General features: G+C 58.8%; 20 protein-coding genes and 1 pseudogene. 18 read left to right on the forward strand and 3 right to left on the reverse strand.

Annotated features, from left to right (window positions below):
• From pgaC to BB029_RS23850, 11 genes and pseudogenes are all read left to right on the forward strand, one after another.
• Positions 1-1,341 (forward strand): poly-beta-1,6-N-acetyl-D-glucosamine synthase, encoded by a 1,341-nt coding sequence (gene pgaC / locus BB029_RS23805; protein WP_027608081.1) that lies wholly within the window; start codon positions 1-3, stop codon positions 1,339-1,341.
• Positions 1,342-1,343: 2 nt separating this feature from the next.
• A complete protein-coding gene (gene pgaD, locus BB029_RS23810; protein WP_065941022.1) occupies positions 1,344-1,826 on the forward strand; it encodes a poly-beta-1,6-N-acetyl-D-glucosamine biosynthesis protein PgaD in 483 nt (160 codons plus the stop codon).
• Positions 1,827-2,283: 457 nt separating this feature from the next.
• Positions 2,284-2,760, forward strand: a pseudogene (locus BB029_RS23815) (POTRA domain-containing protein); the annotation flags it as partial.
• A 7-nt stretch (positions 2,761-2,767) separates the two neighbouring features.
• Positions 2,768-3,436, forward strand: a complete 669-nt coding sequence (locus BB029_RS32515; RefSeq protein WP_083236475.1) for a hypothetical protein — start codon at positions 2,768-2,770, stop codon at positions 3,434-3,436.
• Positions 3,437-3,669: 233 nt separating this feature from the next.
• Complete coding sequence (locus BB029_RS23820; protein WP_065941024.1) at positions 3,670-4,149, forward strand: hypothetical protein; 480 nt, start codon at positions 3,670-3,672, stop codon at positions 4,147-4,149.
• A gap of 52 nt (positions 4,150-4,201) precedes the next feature.
• Positions 4,202-4,663 (forward strand): Imm6 family immunity protein, encoded by a 462-nt coding sequence (locus BB029_RS23825; RefSeq protein ID WP_065941025.1) that lies wholly within the window; start codon positions 4,202-4,204, stop codon positions 4,661-4,663.
• 22 nt (positions 4,664-4,685) lie between these two features.
• Entirely contained in the window at positions 4,686-5,135 is a 450-nt protein-coding gene (locus BB029_RS23830) for an SMI1/KNR4 family protein (RefSeq protein ID WP_065941026.1), read from the forward strand.
• A gap of 39 nt (positions 5,136-5,174) precedes the next feature.
• Positions 5,175-5,960 carry a signal peptidase I gene (lepB, locus tag BB029_RS23835; RefSeq protein WP_065941027.1) on the forward strand — a complete coding sequence of 262 codons (786 nt, stop codon included), beginning with the start codon at positions 5,175-5,177 and terminating at the stop codon, positions 5,958-5,960.
• Entirely contained in the window at positions 5,957-6,373 is a 417-nt protein-coding gene (locus BB029_RS23840) for a hypothetical protein (protein WP_065941028.1), read from the forward strand. Before lepB ends, BB029_RS23840 begins: the two co-directional genes overlap by 4 nt.
• A gap of 90 nt (positions 6,374-6,463) precedes the next feature.
• Positions 6,464-6,898 carry an RDD family protein gene (locus tag BB029_RS23845; RefSeq protein WP_065941029.1) on the forward strand — a complete coding sequence of 145 codons (435 nt, stop codon included), beginning with the start codon at positions 6,464-6,466 and terminating at the stop codon, positions 6,896-6,898.
• 204 nt (positions 6,899-7,102) lie between these two features.
• Entirely contained in the window at positions 7,103-7,723 is a 621-nt protein-coding gene (locus tag BB029_RS23850) for a hypothetical protein (protein WP_065941030.1), read from the forward strand.
• A 91-nt stretch (positions 7,724-7,814) separates the two neighbouring features.
• Here the strand turns inward: BB029_RS23850 and BB029_RS23855 are convergent, their stop codons facing one another.
• Both BB029_RS23855 and BB029_RS23860 read right to left on the reverse strand, forming a co-directional pair.
• On the reverse strand, positions 7,815-8,402 hold the full coding sequence (locus BB029_RS23855) for a hypothetical protein (RefSeq protein WP_065941031.1): 588 nt from the start codon (positions 8,400-8,402) through the stop codon (positions 7,815-7,817).
• A gap of 16 nt (positions 8,403-8,418) precedes the next feature.
• On the reverse strand, positions 8,419-9,030 hold the full coding sequence (locus tag BB029_RS23860) for a hypothetical protein (RefSeq protein ID WP_083236476.1): 612 nt from the start codon (positions 9,028-9,030) through the stop codon (positions 8,419-8,421).
• A gap of 173 nt (positions 9,031-9,203) precedes the next feature.
• Here BB029_RS23860 and BB029_RS23865 point away from each other — a divergent pair, with 173 nt between their 5' ends.
• From BB029_RS23865 to BB029_RS23895, 7 genes are all read left to right on the forward strand, one after another.
• Positions 9,204-9,566, forward strand: coding sequence for a hypothetical protein (locus BB029_RS23865; RefSeq protein WP_065941033.1), 363 nt, complete (start codon positions 9,204-9,206; stop codon positions 9,564-9,566).
• Between the two features lie 43 nt (positions 9,567-9,609).
• Positions 9,610-10,290 (forward strand): CsgG/HfaB family protein, encoded by a 681-nt coding sequence (locus BB029_RS23870; RefSeq protein WP_065941034.1) that lies wholly within the window; start codon positions 9,610-9,612, stop codon positions 10,288-10,290.
• Positions 10,291-10,319: 29 nt separating this feature from the next.
• A complete protein-coding gene (locus tag BB029_RS23875) occupies positions 10,320-10,682 on the forward strand; it encodes a DUF4810 domain-containing protein (RefSeq protein ID WP_027608086.1) in 363 nt (120 codons plus the stop codon).
• Complete coding sequence (locus BB029_RS23880) at positions 10,679-11,329, forward strand: DUF799 domain-containing protein (RefSeq protein WP_027608085.1); 651 nt, start codon at positions 10,679-10,681, stop codon at positions 11,327-11,329. Before BB029_RS23875 ends, BB029_RS23880 begins: the two co-directional genes overlap by 4 nt.
• A gap of 145 nt (positions 11,330-11,474) precedes the next feature.
• A complete protein-coding gene (locus BB029_RS23885) occupies positions 11,475-13,097 on the forward strand; it encodes a VWA domain-containing protein (RefSeq protein ID WP_065941035.1) in 1,623 nt (540 codons plus the stop codon).
• 153 nt (positions 13,098-13,250) lie between these two features.
• Positions 13,251-13,823 (forward strand): RNA polymerase sigma factor, encoded by a 573-nt coding sequence (locus tag BB029_RS23890; RefSeq protein ID WP_065941036.1) that lies wholly within the window; start codon positions 13,251-13,253, stop codon positions 13,821-13,823.
• Positions 13,820-14,425, forward strand: a complete 606-nt coding sequence (locus BB029_RS23895; protein ID WP_065941037.1) for a hypothetical protein — start codon at positions 13,820-13,822, stop codon at positions 14,423-14,425. Before BB029_RS23890 ends, BB029_RS23895 begins: the two co-directional genes overlap by 4 nt.
• A 181-nt stretch (positions 14,426-14,606) precedes the next feature.
• Here the strand turns inward: BB029_RS23895 and BB029_RS23900 are convergent, their stop codons facing one another.
• The gene (locus BB029_RS23900; protein WP_065941038.1) at positions 14,607-15,242 is read right to left on the reverse strand and encodes a LysE family translocator; all 636 of its coding nucleotides are present in this window, start codon (positions 15,240-15,242) and stop codon (positions 14,607-14,609) included.
• Positions 15,243-15,269: the final 27 nt, after the last annotated feature.

Here is a 15,269-nt window from a genome sequence, read left to right on the forward strand (position 1 = left end):
ATGTTCGACAGAATCCTGGCGTTATTCGTGCTGGCACTGGTATTAGGCGTGCCCCTGGGCCTGATCTTCCTGGTCACCGGGCAGTTCCTGATGGACTTCGTGTTTTTCTACCCGCTGTTCATGTCGGCGCTGTGGATCGCCGGTGGCTTGTACTTCTGGCTGCATTGGGAGCGCCACTGGCCCTGGGAGGAAGACACTCCGGCACCGACCCTGGCCGGCAACCCGCTGATCTCGATCATCATCCCTTGCTACAACGAGGGCGATAACGCCGCCGACACCATTCATGCGGCGCTGGGCCAGCTGTACCCGAACATCGAAGTGATCGCGGTCAACGACGGCTCCAAGGACAACACCGCCGCCGTCCTCGATGCCCTGGCACTGGAGCATCCGCGCCTGCGGGTGCTGCACCTGGCGCAGAACCAGGGCAAGGCCGTGGCCTTGCGCATGGGTGCGGTGGCCTCGCGCAGCGAATACCTGGTGTGCATCGACGGCGATGCGCTGCTGGATAAAAACGCGGCGGCCTACATGGTCGCGCCGATGCTCGACAACCCGCGCCTGGGCGCCGTCACCGGCAACCCACGCATCCGCACACGCTCGACCTTGATCGGCCGCGTGCAGGTGGGCGAGTTCTCCTCGATCATCGGCTTGATCAAGCGCACCCAGCGCGTATTCGGGCGAATCTTCACAGTGTCGGGTGTGGTGGTGGCGTTCCGTAAAAAGGCGCTGGACCGCATCGACTACTGGAGCACCGACATGATCACCGAGGACATCGATGTCAGTTGGAAGCTGCAGCTCGATCACTGGAGCATCTTCTACGAGCCGCGCGCGCTGTGCTGGATCCTGATGCCCGAGACCGTCGGCGGCCTGTGGAAACAGCGCCTGCGCTGGGCCCAGGGCGGTGCCGAAGTGCTGTTCAAGAATATCCGTGGCATCTGGCAATGGCGCCATCGCTACCTGTGGCCGCTGCTGTTCGAATACTGCCTGTCCACCGGTTGGGCCTTCACCTTCCTGCTCTCGGTGATTTTCTGGGGCCTGGGCAAATTCATCGTGCTGCCGCCGGCAATCACGGTGGACTCCCTGGTCCCGCCGGCCTTTACCGGCCTGGTGCTGGCGATGGTGTGCCTGGTGCAGTTCGCGGTGAGCATCCTGATCGACCGCCGCTACGAGAAAGACCTGTGGAAAACCCTGTTCTGGACCGTGTGGTACCCGATGGTGTTCTGGCTGGTCAGCCTGTTCACCACCCTGGTCAGTTTCCCCAAGGTGCTGTTCAACCAGCACCAGAAGCGCGCGCGCTGGGTCAGCCCGGATCGCGGTATCAAACCTGTTGAAGAGGAGGCGTGAGCATGAAACTGGTCAGAACTCGCCAAAGTACCGTGATGTGGATCATCGACGTGATCCTGACCTTGATGGCCTGGGCCGGACTGGTCTGGCTGCTGGCGCGAGGGATCACTTCGATGCTTGAAACCCACGGCGGCCCGCGTATCGAGGCGCCGATTTTCGCGGCGCTCAATACCTTGCAGATCTACCTGTGGATCGCACTGTTCAACGCGGTGATCCTGGTCACCTGGGCACGCTACCAGCAACGCAAGGGGCGCAAGTTCGCCCAACGCCGCGCCGAGGCCAAGGCCCTCACCGACCAGAACCTGAGCGACAGCTTCAGCCTCGCCGAGGGCGACCTGGAGCAACTGCGCCGGCCTGGTGTGCTGGTGATCCACAACGACGAAGACGGAGGCGTGTCGGAAGTCAAAGCCCACGTCTCCCGCGACGTGGAAAAACCAGGCTTGACCCTCGTGCCTGGCGCGTCTCAGAACAAAGACGCCAGCTAGTGGTGTAAACCACAATCCAATGTGGGAGGGGGCTTGCCCCCGATTGCGGTCGATCAGCTAATGAATACTTGGCTGACACCCCCCTATCGGGAGCAAGTCGAATCGTCGCACCGCCCCCCACATGGGACTCTTACCCTGCCGATCCCGATTATTGGGATCCAATTCACAAAACTCCCGCGAACTTATCTGTTTTTTTCGGTACTAACTTATCTCGGAAAGAACTTGATGGCCAAGTAATGGCAACTTATAAGTTCTCCGACGAATCGCTATCAGAACAGCTGCCGCCTGTCGGAATAATATTTTCAGTTTCAGGTCGTGTATCTTTTTGATGATTTTTTATTGTTATTAATCAACGTGTTGCGTGAATAGCTGGCGCGGACATGCAACTGACTCTGTTTCTTGGGTTACTGCTAGTTCGATGTTAGTTTCGCGGCCCCTGATTTTCGACGGACCGAACATGTCTTTTTTATTGCCACGGACTCGGTATTTGCTATGCACTTTGCTGCTTGATTATTTGAGCGGCAACAGTGCCTTGGCCGCCCCTACGCCGGGGGATCAGGACCTTATCCGCGACCGCCAGAACCGGCTTCTCGAAGAGCAGCGTCGGCGCCTGGAAGAGCTCCAGGGCCTGCCCGGCAAGAGCAATCAGCCACAGGCCTCGGCACAACCTGCGGACTCACGCTGCTTCCCCATCCAGGACATCGAACTCAAGGGCGCCGACAGTCTCTCCGCTGCCGACCGTAACCGCCTGCTTAAACCCTATATCGGCCAATGCCTGGGCGTTACGCAGCTCAATGAACTGCTCAAGGTCATCACCGATTGCTACATTGCCCAGGGCCGCGTCGCCAGCCGTGCTTACCTGCCGCAGCAGGACCTTTCCAGCGGCCACCTGCAAGTGCTGGTGGTCGAAGGCAAACTCGAAGGCCTGAAGGGGCACCCTGATGACTACGCATAAGCTTGAATTTCGTCACAGGCCAAAATTTTCAGAGCCTATTGAAAAGCGGCACCAAAATTTTCTGGAAAAGTTGCCCTGCTTAGGCAAGCCCTGGGACTTGGCCGGTGCTGTAGAAGTTTCCGATATTGAAGGCGAGCTTGTTGTTGCTGTTTCTTTAGATAAGTTTCTTCCCAAGGGAATAAAAGGCCGAATTGCATATGCTCTTAGAAGTGAGAAATATCTAGAAGATGATGCTCAATTTGATGACTCTCTATTCGTTGAGTTTTCGAATGCTAAAGTTGATTATTCCGACTTGTTGAAAAGGATTTTCCCTGCATACGTACATGCTTTTGGTGCCTATAGAGCTGCACTGCATGATTGGTCGGTTACTAGACGCGACTGGCCGGAAGTAGTAGCTGCATGCGATGCTACAAAAAAAGATGTTAACGGGAGAGATGGTGTTTTTCGTATAAATGCGGTTAATTATTTTGATGAGGCATTGTGCATTCGCGCATTTGGGAAAAGTCCTCAACAGATTATTAGCTGTCTCAAGGGGCACGTTGAGGAGGCGTCGGAACTGGCCGGAGGTGTGCTGATTGTTGTTAGCTATACACCGCTGTCCACCAGTGAGATAACTACTGCTGGAGAACGATTAAAAAAACTTTTGGTTGGGTGATGCGAGGGGCTAGGAGCAAAAGAAGTACGTGTTTCAACTCTAGCCTCAGAGCTTGCCGGTGTACTTCATCGCGCACCAATAGCTCCATATCCGCCAATCTCGAGCGGGACAATCCGGTGGGAATTCCTCAGGGTCAGGTCCCTCTTTCCTCTGAGTGTCGGAGGCGGTATGACGAATCGTCGCATGTATGTTCCCATCGAGATAATTGGAAATCGCAACAGGAGTGTTTGGTGATGACTGAATGGGCACTGTTACGCGAGCTTAAAAAGGGTGATGCGCTTGCTGTGCCCGAAGCAGGACTTTTACTCATCGATGAGGGAGTGTACAAGATTTCGGTCACTCAGTACTGCTTGGCAGATGCGATTAAAGAGGATGGGCAGGATAAGCTGAAAGTATTGTCATTTTACTGGGCGGCCAGTGACGCAGCATTTCAGCGAGCCTATTACAGAGACGTCGAAAGTGATGATGGGGCTGTTTGCCCTCCGCCCTTTGAGTTGATGCCAGAGGAGGCAGGGGCGACCTATATTGAAATAAAGCGAGCGTTGGAGACTGCCGGTAATATTCGAGAGTATGCCTCTTATCGTGTGATGTCTGATGGCGCTTTTGTTCATAAGAGTTTGGAAGGTCCGTTAGCGGTCTATTATTTTCGCTCATTGGGGTTGTTGAATGATGAGGGGCCTTACGCAATTTTGTGGAAGTGTCAGGTAGTTTGATAGAAGTGAGCTTAATTGTTTTCTGTGTTTGAGTTAAAAAGGATCGGGTTCTATGAGTTACTCGGAAAGTCTGTCTGTTTTAGAGGGGCAAATGTGGGTTAAAAGAGCGGCTATTTTTCTTTTGATTCTCGATCAAACTTTAGATAATCTATCGTCAGCTCCCGCTACCTATACTAAATGTAGTGAGGCTATTGAGTTGTGCTGGTCATGGTTAACCGATAGAAGTTTAAGCCCTGAGCAGTTGGCCTACTATTTAGACTCGGATGAAATGCAAAATGGTCCTTTGGGAGAGCATCATTTCATTACGGAAAGCTTAGAGCAAGACAGCTTGATTCTGATACTTCTGGTCATTGGCTTTTTTGCACATCAGGCTTATAAGGTTTCAGGTCGGCAAGAAAGAATGTCCGCCTCAGTCAACGAGGCAGGTGAGCAGGCTGTTGAATACATAGTCGAATATATCTATAAGGTCGGAGCGGGTGGCGTGTTAGACGTTTATCTATCTAAAAAGGGTTAATGTTCAGATGCAAGGAGTGGCGATGAAAGGCGCGTCGGAAGTTGGCGTTCTTATAAGAGAAATAGTGTCCAGTGCATTGTATGAAGGTGATTATGGAAGCTGCATAAGTAACCGTGAATTAGTCTTGAGAGGTGTTGAGGTTCTCGACCGCGTAGGTGTGCCACTCGACTATCTTGAATTCCTTGAACAGTTTGGATTTGGTGAGCTGGATAGCGCACTTTACATCGAGGATGGTCCAACAAAGTATTCAGTTGTCGCCGGATGTGATGTGGTTGCTTATCGTAATATGTATGTATTTGCCAGCACCGGGAGCGGTGTCCTTTATGCATTCGATGCTGCGAATAATTGGTCAATTGTCGAAATTGATCCTGAATTGAATGATGCGGAAGTTTTATATGAGGATTTTTCCAGCTTCATCCTTAGCCAGTTAACGGTGATTAAAGGTTATGTGGATTGGCGAGCCCAGCAGTAATATACGCGGCGCCAGCATTTGCATTATTAAGGACGATCAATGAAACCCGCAAAATTCTCCCTCCAGGCCTTCCTGATGGCCTGCCTCATACCCGGCTGGGGTTTGGTGTATGTAGGCCGCACGCAGTGGGGTATCCGGGTCGCAGCGTTGTTGCTCGGCGGGGTCGCGCTGATGGGCGCCTTGGGGTTGGTCGCTACGCCCCTTGGGCTGTATGCATTCTTCGCTTTCGTCATCATTGTCAAACTGACCTCTGCCATCGTGTCCGCCGTGTTGGCCCGTCGCTACAGCGGTCCGCCCAATGTGCCGCGTAAACGCTTCCATGCTCTTTACGTCGGCGTGGTGCTGATCCTGGTGCTGACGCTCGACGTCTTTCGGGTGCCGTTGCTGGGCTTCAAAAACTATTACATTCCATCGGGGTCGATGGTGCCGACGTTGTCGATTGGCGACTACATCATGTCTGACCTGCGGGCTGGCGTGCCCAAAGTGGGGGATATCGTGGTGTATCGCTGGAACGGCACCGAGGCGGTCAAACGGGTGGCGGGAATCGGTGGTGACACTCTGGCCATCGTCCATGGCGAGGTGATCCGCAACGGTGAGAACCTGGGTTTGTTTCACGCACCGGCTGAGCGCGTCAAAAAGGACTACTCCCTTGAGTTGGCGCCACTCCAGGTAGCGCCGGGGCATGTGTACCTGTTGGGCGACAACCGTGATGTCAGCAACGACAGCCGCTTCATGGGGCAGGTCGCGGTTGAGGATGTGGTGGGCAAGGTCACCGGCATCTGGTTCTCGAATGAACGAGCGCGTATCGGGACGACGTTTCCATGAGCTTTTCGAGTACCGGCTGTCGGATCGCCCAGTGGCTGTGCCTGCTGCTGATGTGCGTCAGCGCCATCGCGTTCATCCTGGCCTGGGCCTACCTCGATCGTGATTCGTCTTGGTTGGGCACGGCCGCGGCGGGTTTCGTCTGGGGTGGCATCGGGTTGTTGTTCGCGTATGGGTTTGAACGGTCTCGAACCGCCGCCGCGATGCTGCGATTTATGCTGACTCGGACATCGGCGTTGCTGGTGCTTGCAGCGGGGGTGGCCTATCTGGTTGGCCTGCTGTGGGTCGGGCCGGAGCAGGACTTTATGGACGCTCAACTAAAGGGCGCGTCGTGCGGTAAGTACACGGGCACGATTGAGAAAGGGTGGGAGCAAATCTGCGCCCGTTCACATTCAGAACCGCCACAAACGCCGTGAGGTTAGAGCCACCGCGTATGGACACGAGCGGGCATGTACAACGTGTGCCGTCCTCGATGACATCTCTTCGACTTTTGGATAAATGATTGTATGAGCGAATCAGTATCGGCCGCCGGTACCTGGAACCTCGCCAGCCCAGGCAAGCGCCTGCTCGGCTATTTCATCGATATGGCCGTGGTGCTTTCCCTGCTGTTTTTGAACCGAAACCTGGACTATGCCTATTTCTATCTGGGCTCTGCAGGAGGCCCGGCATTGTTTGATGGCCTCCACTATGTGCTGCTGTTTTCAGCCTTCGGGTACTACCTGTTTTGCGATGCCTTGCCCAAAGGCCAGAGCCTGGGCAAACGGGTGTGCCGCACGGCCGTGGTGGGTTACCCGTACCCCACGAACTGCACGCTGTTCCAGTCGTTCCTGCGCAATGTTCCGAAGCTGCTGTTCAGTGTGTTGGACGGTCTTTTTGTACTGTTCGGCCTGCGTCGTCGCTTGGGCGATATGTTGGCCAAGACGATTGTTATCAATTCCTGAGCAGGGCGGCCTGGACGGGCCGCCCGGTTTAACTCAGGACGGGTTGGCGTTCAGCCTGCGACTGATCGCATCCAATAAACACCGTGAGTTGATGCCAACGGCATGATGCTCAAAGCCCTGTATGCGTGTTAACCGTTTTATCCCGTTACTGCAGAAGCAAACTCGCTCCCATCCACCCATTACTTGGACCCAAGGAAGCTGTCAATGAAACTGCATCGTCTGTTTATCTCACTCACTGCGCTGGCGACCTGCACCAGCAGCTTCGCCGCGGCGCCTGCCCTGCAAAGTTTTCTCGCCTGCGACCAGAACTCCCTGGCGGTGGTAAGCCAGCCAGGGCTCAAGGAGCGTGTTGCCCATAAGCTGGAGAACGGCAAGATCATGCTCAGCGGCGGCACAAAATCCGATATGGGCCAGCGCTGGATGTTCGACACGCCACTGACGCTTGACGGTATGACCTTGACCGGCTTTTTCGCCGAAGACCAGGACCTGATGGGTTCGCGCATCATCAACTGGGGTTTCTACACCGAGCAGGCGCCCGACGCGCTTTACGCACAACTGAGTAAAGTACCGGGTACGGCGTTGGAGAAAGCCAACGGTATCTACGCGCGTGCGCAGATCTGGTCGCACAAGCAATCAGCCTGGGTGCCGGAAGGCGGCGATGACAACGCGGGCAAGCTGGTCACCGATACGGCCGAACGCATCTTGATGGTCGAGCCCGCACCCGGTGACCTGGCCAAGACCAGCAATGGTATGATCACCTGCTCGGTTCAGGGCGCGGTGAGCGCAGCGATGCTCAAGACCACTCGACCTGACTTGATCAAGTGAGCTGAGGCCGGCAGCGATACCGCGGGCATGCTGAGTGCCTGCGGTGTTCTCCGGTTTTTCGCGAGCAAGCTCGCTCCTACAGAGGGCGGGGTTACAGCAACTTGCGCTGCACCGCTTCATCCAGCGTACTGCGCGTCAGCGCCTCGACCACTTCCCGCGTGTCTGCCTGGAACGGGATGCCCACGATCAGTACCAGGTGCATCCAGGTACGCACTGATTCGCTCTTTTTGACGCGGCCCAGCTCCTTGCCATCCTTGTCCTTGAACACTGTCTCCAGGGTGAAGGTGTTTTTCGCTGTGCTCGGGATGATGAAGAACGTCGCGCCGGTGATGATCGCCGAGGCCATGCTGAACTGTTCGTTGTTGTGCAGCGTGGCATCGACGTAGATATCCGAGTCGACCTTGTCAGTGCTCACCCGCGAGAAACGGTTGGACTGGCGAAACGAATCGGCCACGGCCTTTTCCCACAGCGCCACCGGGGCGCCGACAGCAGCGTTGCCAGGGCCGCCGTTGACGTGGTTCTGCGCGGTGGTGTGCACGTACGCCGTGGGCTTTTGCGCCGGCGCGTTGGCGGTCGGTGGCCAGGTCTGTACGGCGGGCAACTCGTGCTGCGAGTAAGACACGCAGCCAGTCAGCAGGACGGCGGCGAGTACCAGGCTGTGTTTGATCAATCCTTTCATGCATCACTCCTTGAAATTACGGTTTGGCCAGGTTGGCGGTGGCGGTGTCGAGCAGTTGCCCGACCAGTTTGGTCAGCTGTTGGCCGCCCATCGACGGTGCCCAGTATTGGCCGCTGTAAAGCCCGACGTTGTGTTCGAATTTGATCGAATCCTTGGCCTTGGCCAGTTCCTTGCCGTTGCGGTCGACGATCACCAGGTCGCCGGCCACCTCGAAGCTGTCCACGTAGATCGGGCCGTTGACCCAGATCCAGATGGTCAGCGTCAGCAGCGCGCCGGGTACGTACGCCGGGTGTGGCGCGCGATGTCCCTTGAGGGCGGTCATGTTGAATCTGAGCGTCACGTCCTGCTCGCCCAGGCGCACCGGATACTCGGTGACCTGCTTGAAGTAACCCCCGGTGCGCACGTACTGAGTGATCTGGGCCGTCAAGGAGCTGCTGATGGCGGCCTTGTTGGCTTCGTTGACGTCGGCGGCGCTCACCGTCACGTCGGCGATTTGCGCACTGCGCGGGCTGCTGACAGCGACCGGGTGGAGCGGGGCGGCGATGGGGCCGGTAACGGTGTAGGAAACGCAGCCGGTCATCGACAGCGCAGCGATCAGGGCCGTAGCCCGAAGCAGAGTATTAAGCACGCAATGTCCCTATAAGTGAGCAAGCCAAGTTACTGTCTCGACCCGTAACCGCATAACTTGAGGGAATGTGCGCCACCGCACGGCAACCGACGAAACACCTTGAGAAGCGCTCTCAACTCCGTAAAATGCCGCGATTGTTTAAAGCACGATACTTTTCAGGGATGAATTCAGACATGCGCGCGTTTGCCGTATTCCTCTGCGTCTGCCTACTGTCGGGCTGCGCCTCCAAGCCGGAGTACTACATCTCTCCGGCACCGGTCACCATTCCCAAGGCTGCCACTGACTGGCTCGACACCTTCAACGTTGAGGTGAAGGGCAAGAGTAAGCACCTCATGTCGGATGAAAAAGCTCGCCAGCAGCTCGGTGCCGAGGTGCTGCACTTCGCCCAGAATCGCCCCAGCCTGGAGCCCAGCAACTGGCGAGGCCAGGCGCGGCAATGGAAGAGCCTTGGCGGCATTTCCAGTGTCGAGCGGTATTTCACTCGCGGGCTAAGCGACTACACCCGCGACGACCTGCGCGATATTCCGTCTTGCTAGCGTCAGCTGCTATAACCCGATTCCCCCATTTTAGGAGCACTCCTTGAAAACACTGTCCAACATCCTGCTGTCCGGCCTTACCGCCGCAGCACTGCTGACCGTGGCCGGTTGCGCCACGGAGAGCAACCGCGCCATGCCGGTGGAACAAGTCGCCAGCGCCAACGTGGCCTATTCCGGCGTGCGCGTGCCCATCGCCGTGGGCAAGTTCGACAACCGCTCCAGCTACATGCGAGGCATCTTCTCCGACGGCGTCGACCGCCTCGGTGGCCAGGCCAAGACCATCCTGATTACCCACCTGCAGCAGACCAACCGCTTCAGCGTGCTGGACCGCGACAACATGGGCGAAATCTCCCAGGAAGCCGCGATCAAGGGCACCGCGCAGAAGCTCAAGGGCGCAGACTACGTCGTGACCGGCGACGTGACCGAGTTCGGCCGCAAAGAGACCGGCGACCGCCAGCTGTTCGGCATCCTCGGCCGTGGCAAGACCCAAGTGGCCTACGCCAAGGTCGCACTGAACATCGTCAACATCAGCACCTCCGAAGTGGTGTATTCCACCCAGGGCGCCGGTGAGTACGCGCTGTCCAACCGTGAAGTGGTCGGCTTCGGCGGCACCGCCAGCTACGACTCCACCCTCAATGGCAAGGTCCTCGACCTGGCCATGCGCGAAGCCATCAACCGCCTGGTCGACGGCATCAACGCCGGCGCCTGGAACCCGCGCAACTGATCAACAGCACCTCAAGGAGCAGTACACGGATGAGCAAGGCAGTGAAGTTGGCGCTGATGCTGACAGCAATCGCGGCGGTCGCCGGGTGCCACACGGCGCCCCAGCCCCTGTATCAATGGGAAAGCTACCAGCCGCAGGTTTACGAGTACTTCAAGGGCGAGCCCAAGGAAGCGCAGGTCGAGGCGCTGGAGCGTGATCTGCAAAAGATCAACGCCAGCGGCCGCAAGGCGCCGCCGGGTTACCACGCGCACCTGGGCATGCTGTACCTGAGCATGGGCAAGGATGACCAGATGGTGCAGGAATTCCGCACCGAGAAGGCGCTGTTCCCAGAGTCTGCTTCGTACATGGACTTCCTGTTGAAAAACGCCAAGACCGGAGTGGCCACCAAATGAGCCTGTTGAAACTCACCGGCGCCTTGCTGGCCCTGGCTTTGCTCGGCGGTTGCGCAGCGCCCAAGACCATTGACTACACCGCGTACAAGCAGGCGCGGCCCAAGTCGATCCTGGTACTGCCGCCGATCAACGAGTCGCCGGAAGTGCAGGCCTCGTACAGCCTGGTCTCGCAAGTGACCTACCCGCTGGCCGAAGCCGGCTACTACGTGCTGCCGATTGCCCTGGTGGACGAAACCTTCCGCCAGAACGGCCTGACCACCGCCAACGATATCCAGGGCGTGCCACCGGCCAAGCTGCATGACATCTTCGGCGCGGACGCGGCGCTGTACATCACCGTCAGCGAGTACGGCACCAAGTACATGCTGATCTCCAGCGACACCGCCGTGACAGCCTCGGCCAAACTGGTGGACCTGCGCACCGGCACCACCCTGTGGACCGGTTCGGCGCGGGCGTCCAGCGAGGAAGGCAACAACAACAGCGGCGGCCTGGTGGGCATGCTGATCACCGCGGCGGTCAAGCAAGTGATCAACAGCTCCACCGATGCGGCGCACCCGATTGCCGGCATCACCAGTGCACGCCTGCTGTCGCCGGGCCAACGCGCCGGGATCCTGTACGGCCCGCGCAACCCGAAGTACGGCACGGACTGAGTTCATCGCCTCGGTTCAAATGTGGGAGGGGGCTTGCCCCCTCCCACATTTGAATGTCTGTGTTATTTGAATAAGAGTTAACCCGAACACCCCGCACCTTGCGTCTGACCTTGTGAACGGATCATTCATTCACGAGGTTCAGCCCATGTCCCGTCCTCTGCTCTTCCTGCGTCCTGCCGCCCAAGGCTTTGCCGTCACCATGGTGGTGGCGTTGGCCGGTTGTGGGCTGTCCTCATCCCCTGAGTTGGCCAAACCGGCTGAGCCCGTCGCCGAATTGCAAAGCGCGCCGGTCCAGGGCGCGTTGGTCAAGCGCATGGCAATGCCCGCGCCAATGCGCATGCAGGAATCAGCGGCGATGGACTACCGCAGCGAACCCCGCGAGCAATACGCCAACCTGCCGGACAACCCGGTGCATCGCGTGACCGAGACGCCGGTGTCCACCTTCAGTGTGGATGTCGACACAGGCAGCTACGCCAACGTCAGACGCTTCCTCAACCAAGGCAGACTGCCGCCCGAAGGCGCTGTGCGACTGGAGGAAATGGTCAACTACTTCCCCTACAACTACGCCTTGCCCACCGACGGCTCACCGTTTGGCGTGACCACCGAAGTCGCCGCCACGCCGTGGAACCCGCATACCCAATTGCTGCGCATCGGCCTCAAGGCGTCCGACCGCGCCGTGGCGGACCTGGCGCCGGCCAACCTGGTGTTCCTGGTGGATGTGTCCGGCTCCATGGACCGCCGCGAAGGCTTGCCGTTGGTGCAAAGCACCCTGAAATTGCTCGTGGATCAATTGCGTGATCAGGACCGGGTTTCATTGGTGGTGTATGCCGGTGAGTCCCGCGTAGTGCTCAAGCCCACATCGGGGCGCGACAAGGCCAGGATCCGCAATGCCATCGATCAACTCACCGCCGGCGGTTCCACGGCAGGCGCATCCGGCATCGAACTGGCCTACCAGATGGCCCGCGAAGGCTTTATCGACAAGGGCATCAACCGCATCCTGCTGGCCACCGACGGTGACTTCAATGTGGGCGTCAGCGACTTCGACAGCCTCAAGCAAATGGCCGTCGAGCAGCGTAAAAGCGGGGTGTCCCTGACCACCCTCGGCTTCGGTGTGGATAACTACAACGAGCACCTGATGGAGCAACTGGCGGATGCCGGCGATGGCAATTACGCCTATATCGACAACCTGCGCGAAGCCCGCAAGGTGCTGGTGGACCAGCTCAGTTCAACCCTGGCGGTGGTCGCGCGGGATGTGAAAGTGCAGGTGGAATTCAACCCGGCACAGGTCAGCGAGTATCGGCTGCTGGGCTATGAAAATCGCGCCCTCAAGCGTGAGGATTTCAACAACGACAAAGTCGATGCCGGTGAGATCGGCGCAGGGCATACCGTGACCGCGCTGTATGAAATTGTGCCGAAGGGCCAGAAGGGCTGGTTGGAGCCATTGCGCTACGCCACTGCGCCTGCGGCCGAAGGTCAATCCGATGAACTGGCGATGCTGCGCGTGCGCTACAAGCCCGCCACGGGCGGTGACAGCCGCTTGATCGAACGGCCCATCCGCCACGAAACCACCCAGACCAGCGACGATCTGCGCTTCTCGGCGGCGGTGGCCGCCTTCGCCCAACAGCTCAAGGGCGATGGCCGCTACACTGGCAGCATGAGTTTGAAGGACACCGCCGCACTGGCCCGCTCGGCCCGGGGCGATGACCCCTTTGGTCTGCGCAACGAGTTCGTGCAACTGGTGGAACTGGCCCAAAGCCTGAAACCCTGATCTCGAACAGGACACGGATCAAATGTGGGAGGGGGCTTGCCCCCGATGGCAGTGGGCCAGTCAATACATCTGTTACTGATACACCGCCATCGGGAGCAAGCCCCCTCCCACACTTGAACAGCGTTAAATTTATAAAAGGAGTTCGCCCCCTGCATGGCTGTTCCAGATGACCCACCCAGCGACGAATCGCTGCTGGCCCGTTACCGCGCCGGTGACGCCGCCGCGTTCGAAGCCTTGTACGCGCGGCACCGTCAAGGCCTCTACCGCTTCCTCGTGTCCCTGAGCAACAAGGCCGAACTGGCCGAGGAAATCTACCAGGACACCTGGCTCAGCCTGATCCGCAGCAACACCCAGCCACAAGGCCGGGCGAGTTTTCGTACATGGCTGTTCCAGATCGCCCGCAACCGCCTGATCGATCACTGGCGCAAGCACGGCATCCACAACCCGCTGCACGACAGCTACGATGAGCAATTGCACGCCCAGGCCGACGACAGCGCCGGCCCCGAGCAACAGCTGAGCCTGAGCCGCGACCAGGCGCGCCTCGACGCCGCCCTGCAAGACTTGCCCGAAGACCAGCGCGAAGTCTTCCTGCTGCGCCTGCACGGCGACCTCGACGTGCCGCAAATCGCCGCCCTCACCCAAGCCCCGCTGGAAACCGTCAAAAGCCGCCTGCGTTACGCCCAGCAGAAACTGCGCCGCCTGCTGGCCGAGGAGATACTTGCATGACCGACTCCCGACACACGCCCGACACCGACGACGTGCTGATCCAGCATTACCGTCAACACAGCAGCGGCGAGCCGCCCGCGTCCCTCGACGCCTTCATCCTCAACACCGCCCGCCGCGAAGCCCCGGCACCGCAACCGAGCCTGTGGCAACGCTGGCTGCACGCCTGCCAACGCCCGCGCTGGCAAATGGCATTCGCCACCGTGGCCGGCTTGGCGCTGATGATCGGCGTGGTCACGCGCTCGCCCGTGCCGCAACCCGAAATCTCCACGGCGACCTTCTCCGCCCTGCACGAGGAAACCGCCCGCCCGGCGCCGCAAGCGTTCTCCGCACCGGCGCCGATGGCGCGCATCGCCGCCGCGCCCAAGGCTGAACGTGCGCCGGTTCAGGCTGAGATGGCAGGTGCGCTGGCAGATGAATCGAGCGCCAGGCTCAGCAAGCGCGCACCGTCAGCGTTGCCGTCGCTGGAGCAAGAGTTACAGTCGATCGTGCGCTTGCGTGAAGCGGGTGAAAGCAAAGCCGCGGATGAAAAATTGCTGGCCTTGCACGCGCGATTCCCCGAGGAAGACCTGCCCGCACGGCTGGAGGCGCTGCGCAAGCACTGACCAAGAAAGAATGGGCCACTGGTAATCTGTGGTGAGCGGGCTTGCCCCGCGCTGGGGTGCGAAGCACCCCCAATGAAGACAAATGCGGTATACCCGATAGCGCACAGCGTCTGGTTTTGGGGCTGCTGCACAGCCCAACGCGGGGCAAGCCCGCTCACCACAGTGCCCTCAAGGCCCGTCTTCAACGCCGCGCATCAAAAACCATGCGCACCGCCAGGCCAGCCAGCACCGTCCCCATCAGCCAGCGCTGCACCAGCTGCCAAACCGGCTTGGCCGCCAGGAAGGCCGCGATGGAACCGGCCATGATGGCGATCAGCGCATTCACGCTCACACTGATCATGATCTGGGTAAAACCCAGAACGATGGATTGTGTCAGCACGCTGCCGTGGCCAGTGGGGGAGATGAACTGGGGCAGCAATGACAGATACATCACCGCGACTTTCGGATTCAACAGGTTGGTCACAAAGCCCATCATGAACAGCTTGCGTGGGCCGTCCCTGGGCAAGTCGCGCACATGAAACGCCGAGCGCCCGCCGGGCTTGACCGCTTGCCAGGCCAGGTACAACAGGTAAAGCGCACCGCCGAGCCGGAGTGCGTCATACGCATACGGCACCGCCATCAGCAACGCGGTAATCCCCAGCGCCGCGCACAGCATATACACGACGAAACCCAGCGCCACGCCGCCCAGTGAAATCAATCCGGCCAGCGGCCCCTGGCAGATCGAGCGCGAAATCAGGTAGATCATGTTCGGGCCGGGCGTCAGCACCATGCCAAGGGAAATCAGACCATACGCCAGCAGGCTCGACAGTTCGGGCATGGGTTAACTCCTGTAGGTTGAGCGCGT

The organism is Pseudomonas sp. S3E12, assembly GCF_001702295.1.
Classification (GTDB): domain Bacteria; phylum Pseudomonadota; class Gammaproteobacteria; order Pseudomonadales; family Pseudomonadaceae; genus Aquipseudomonas; species Aquipseudomonas marginalis.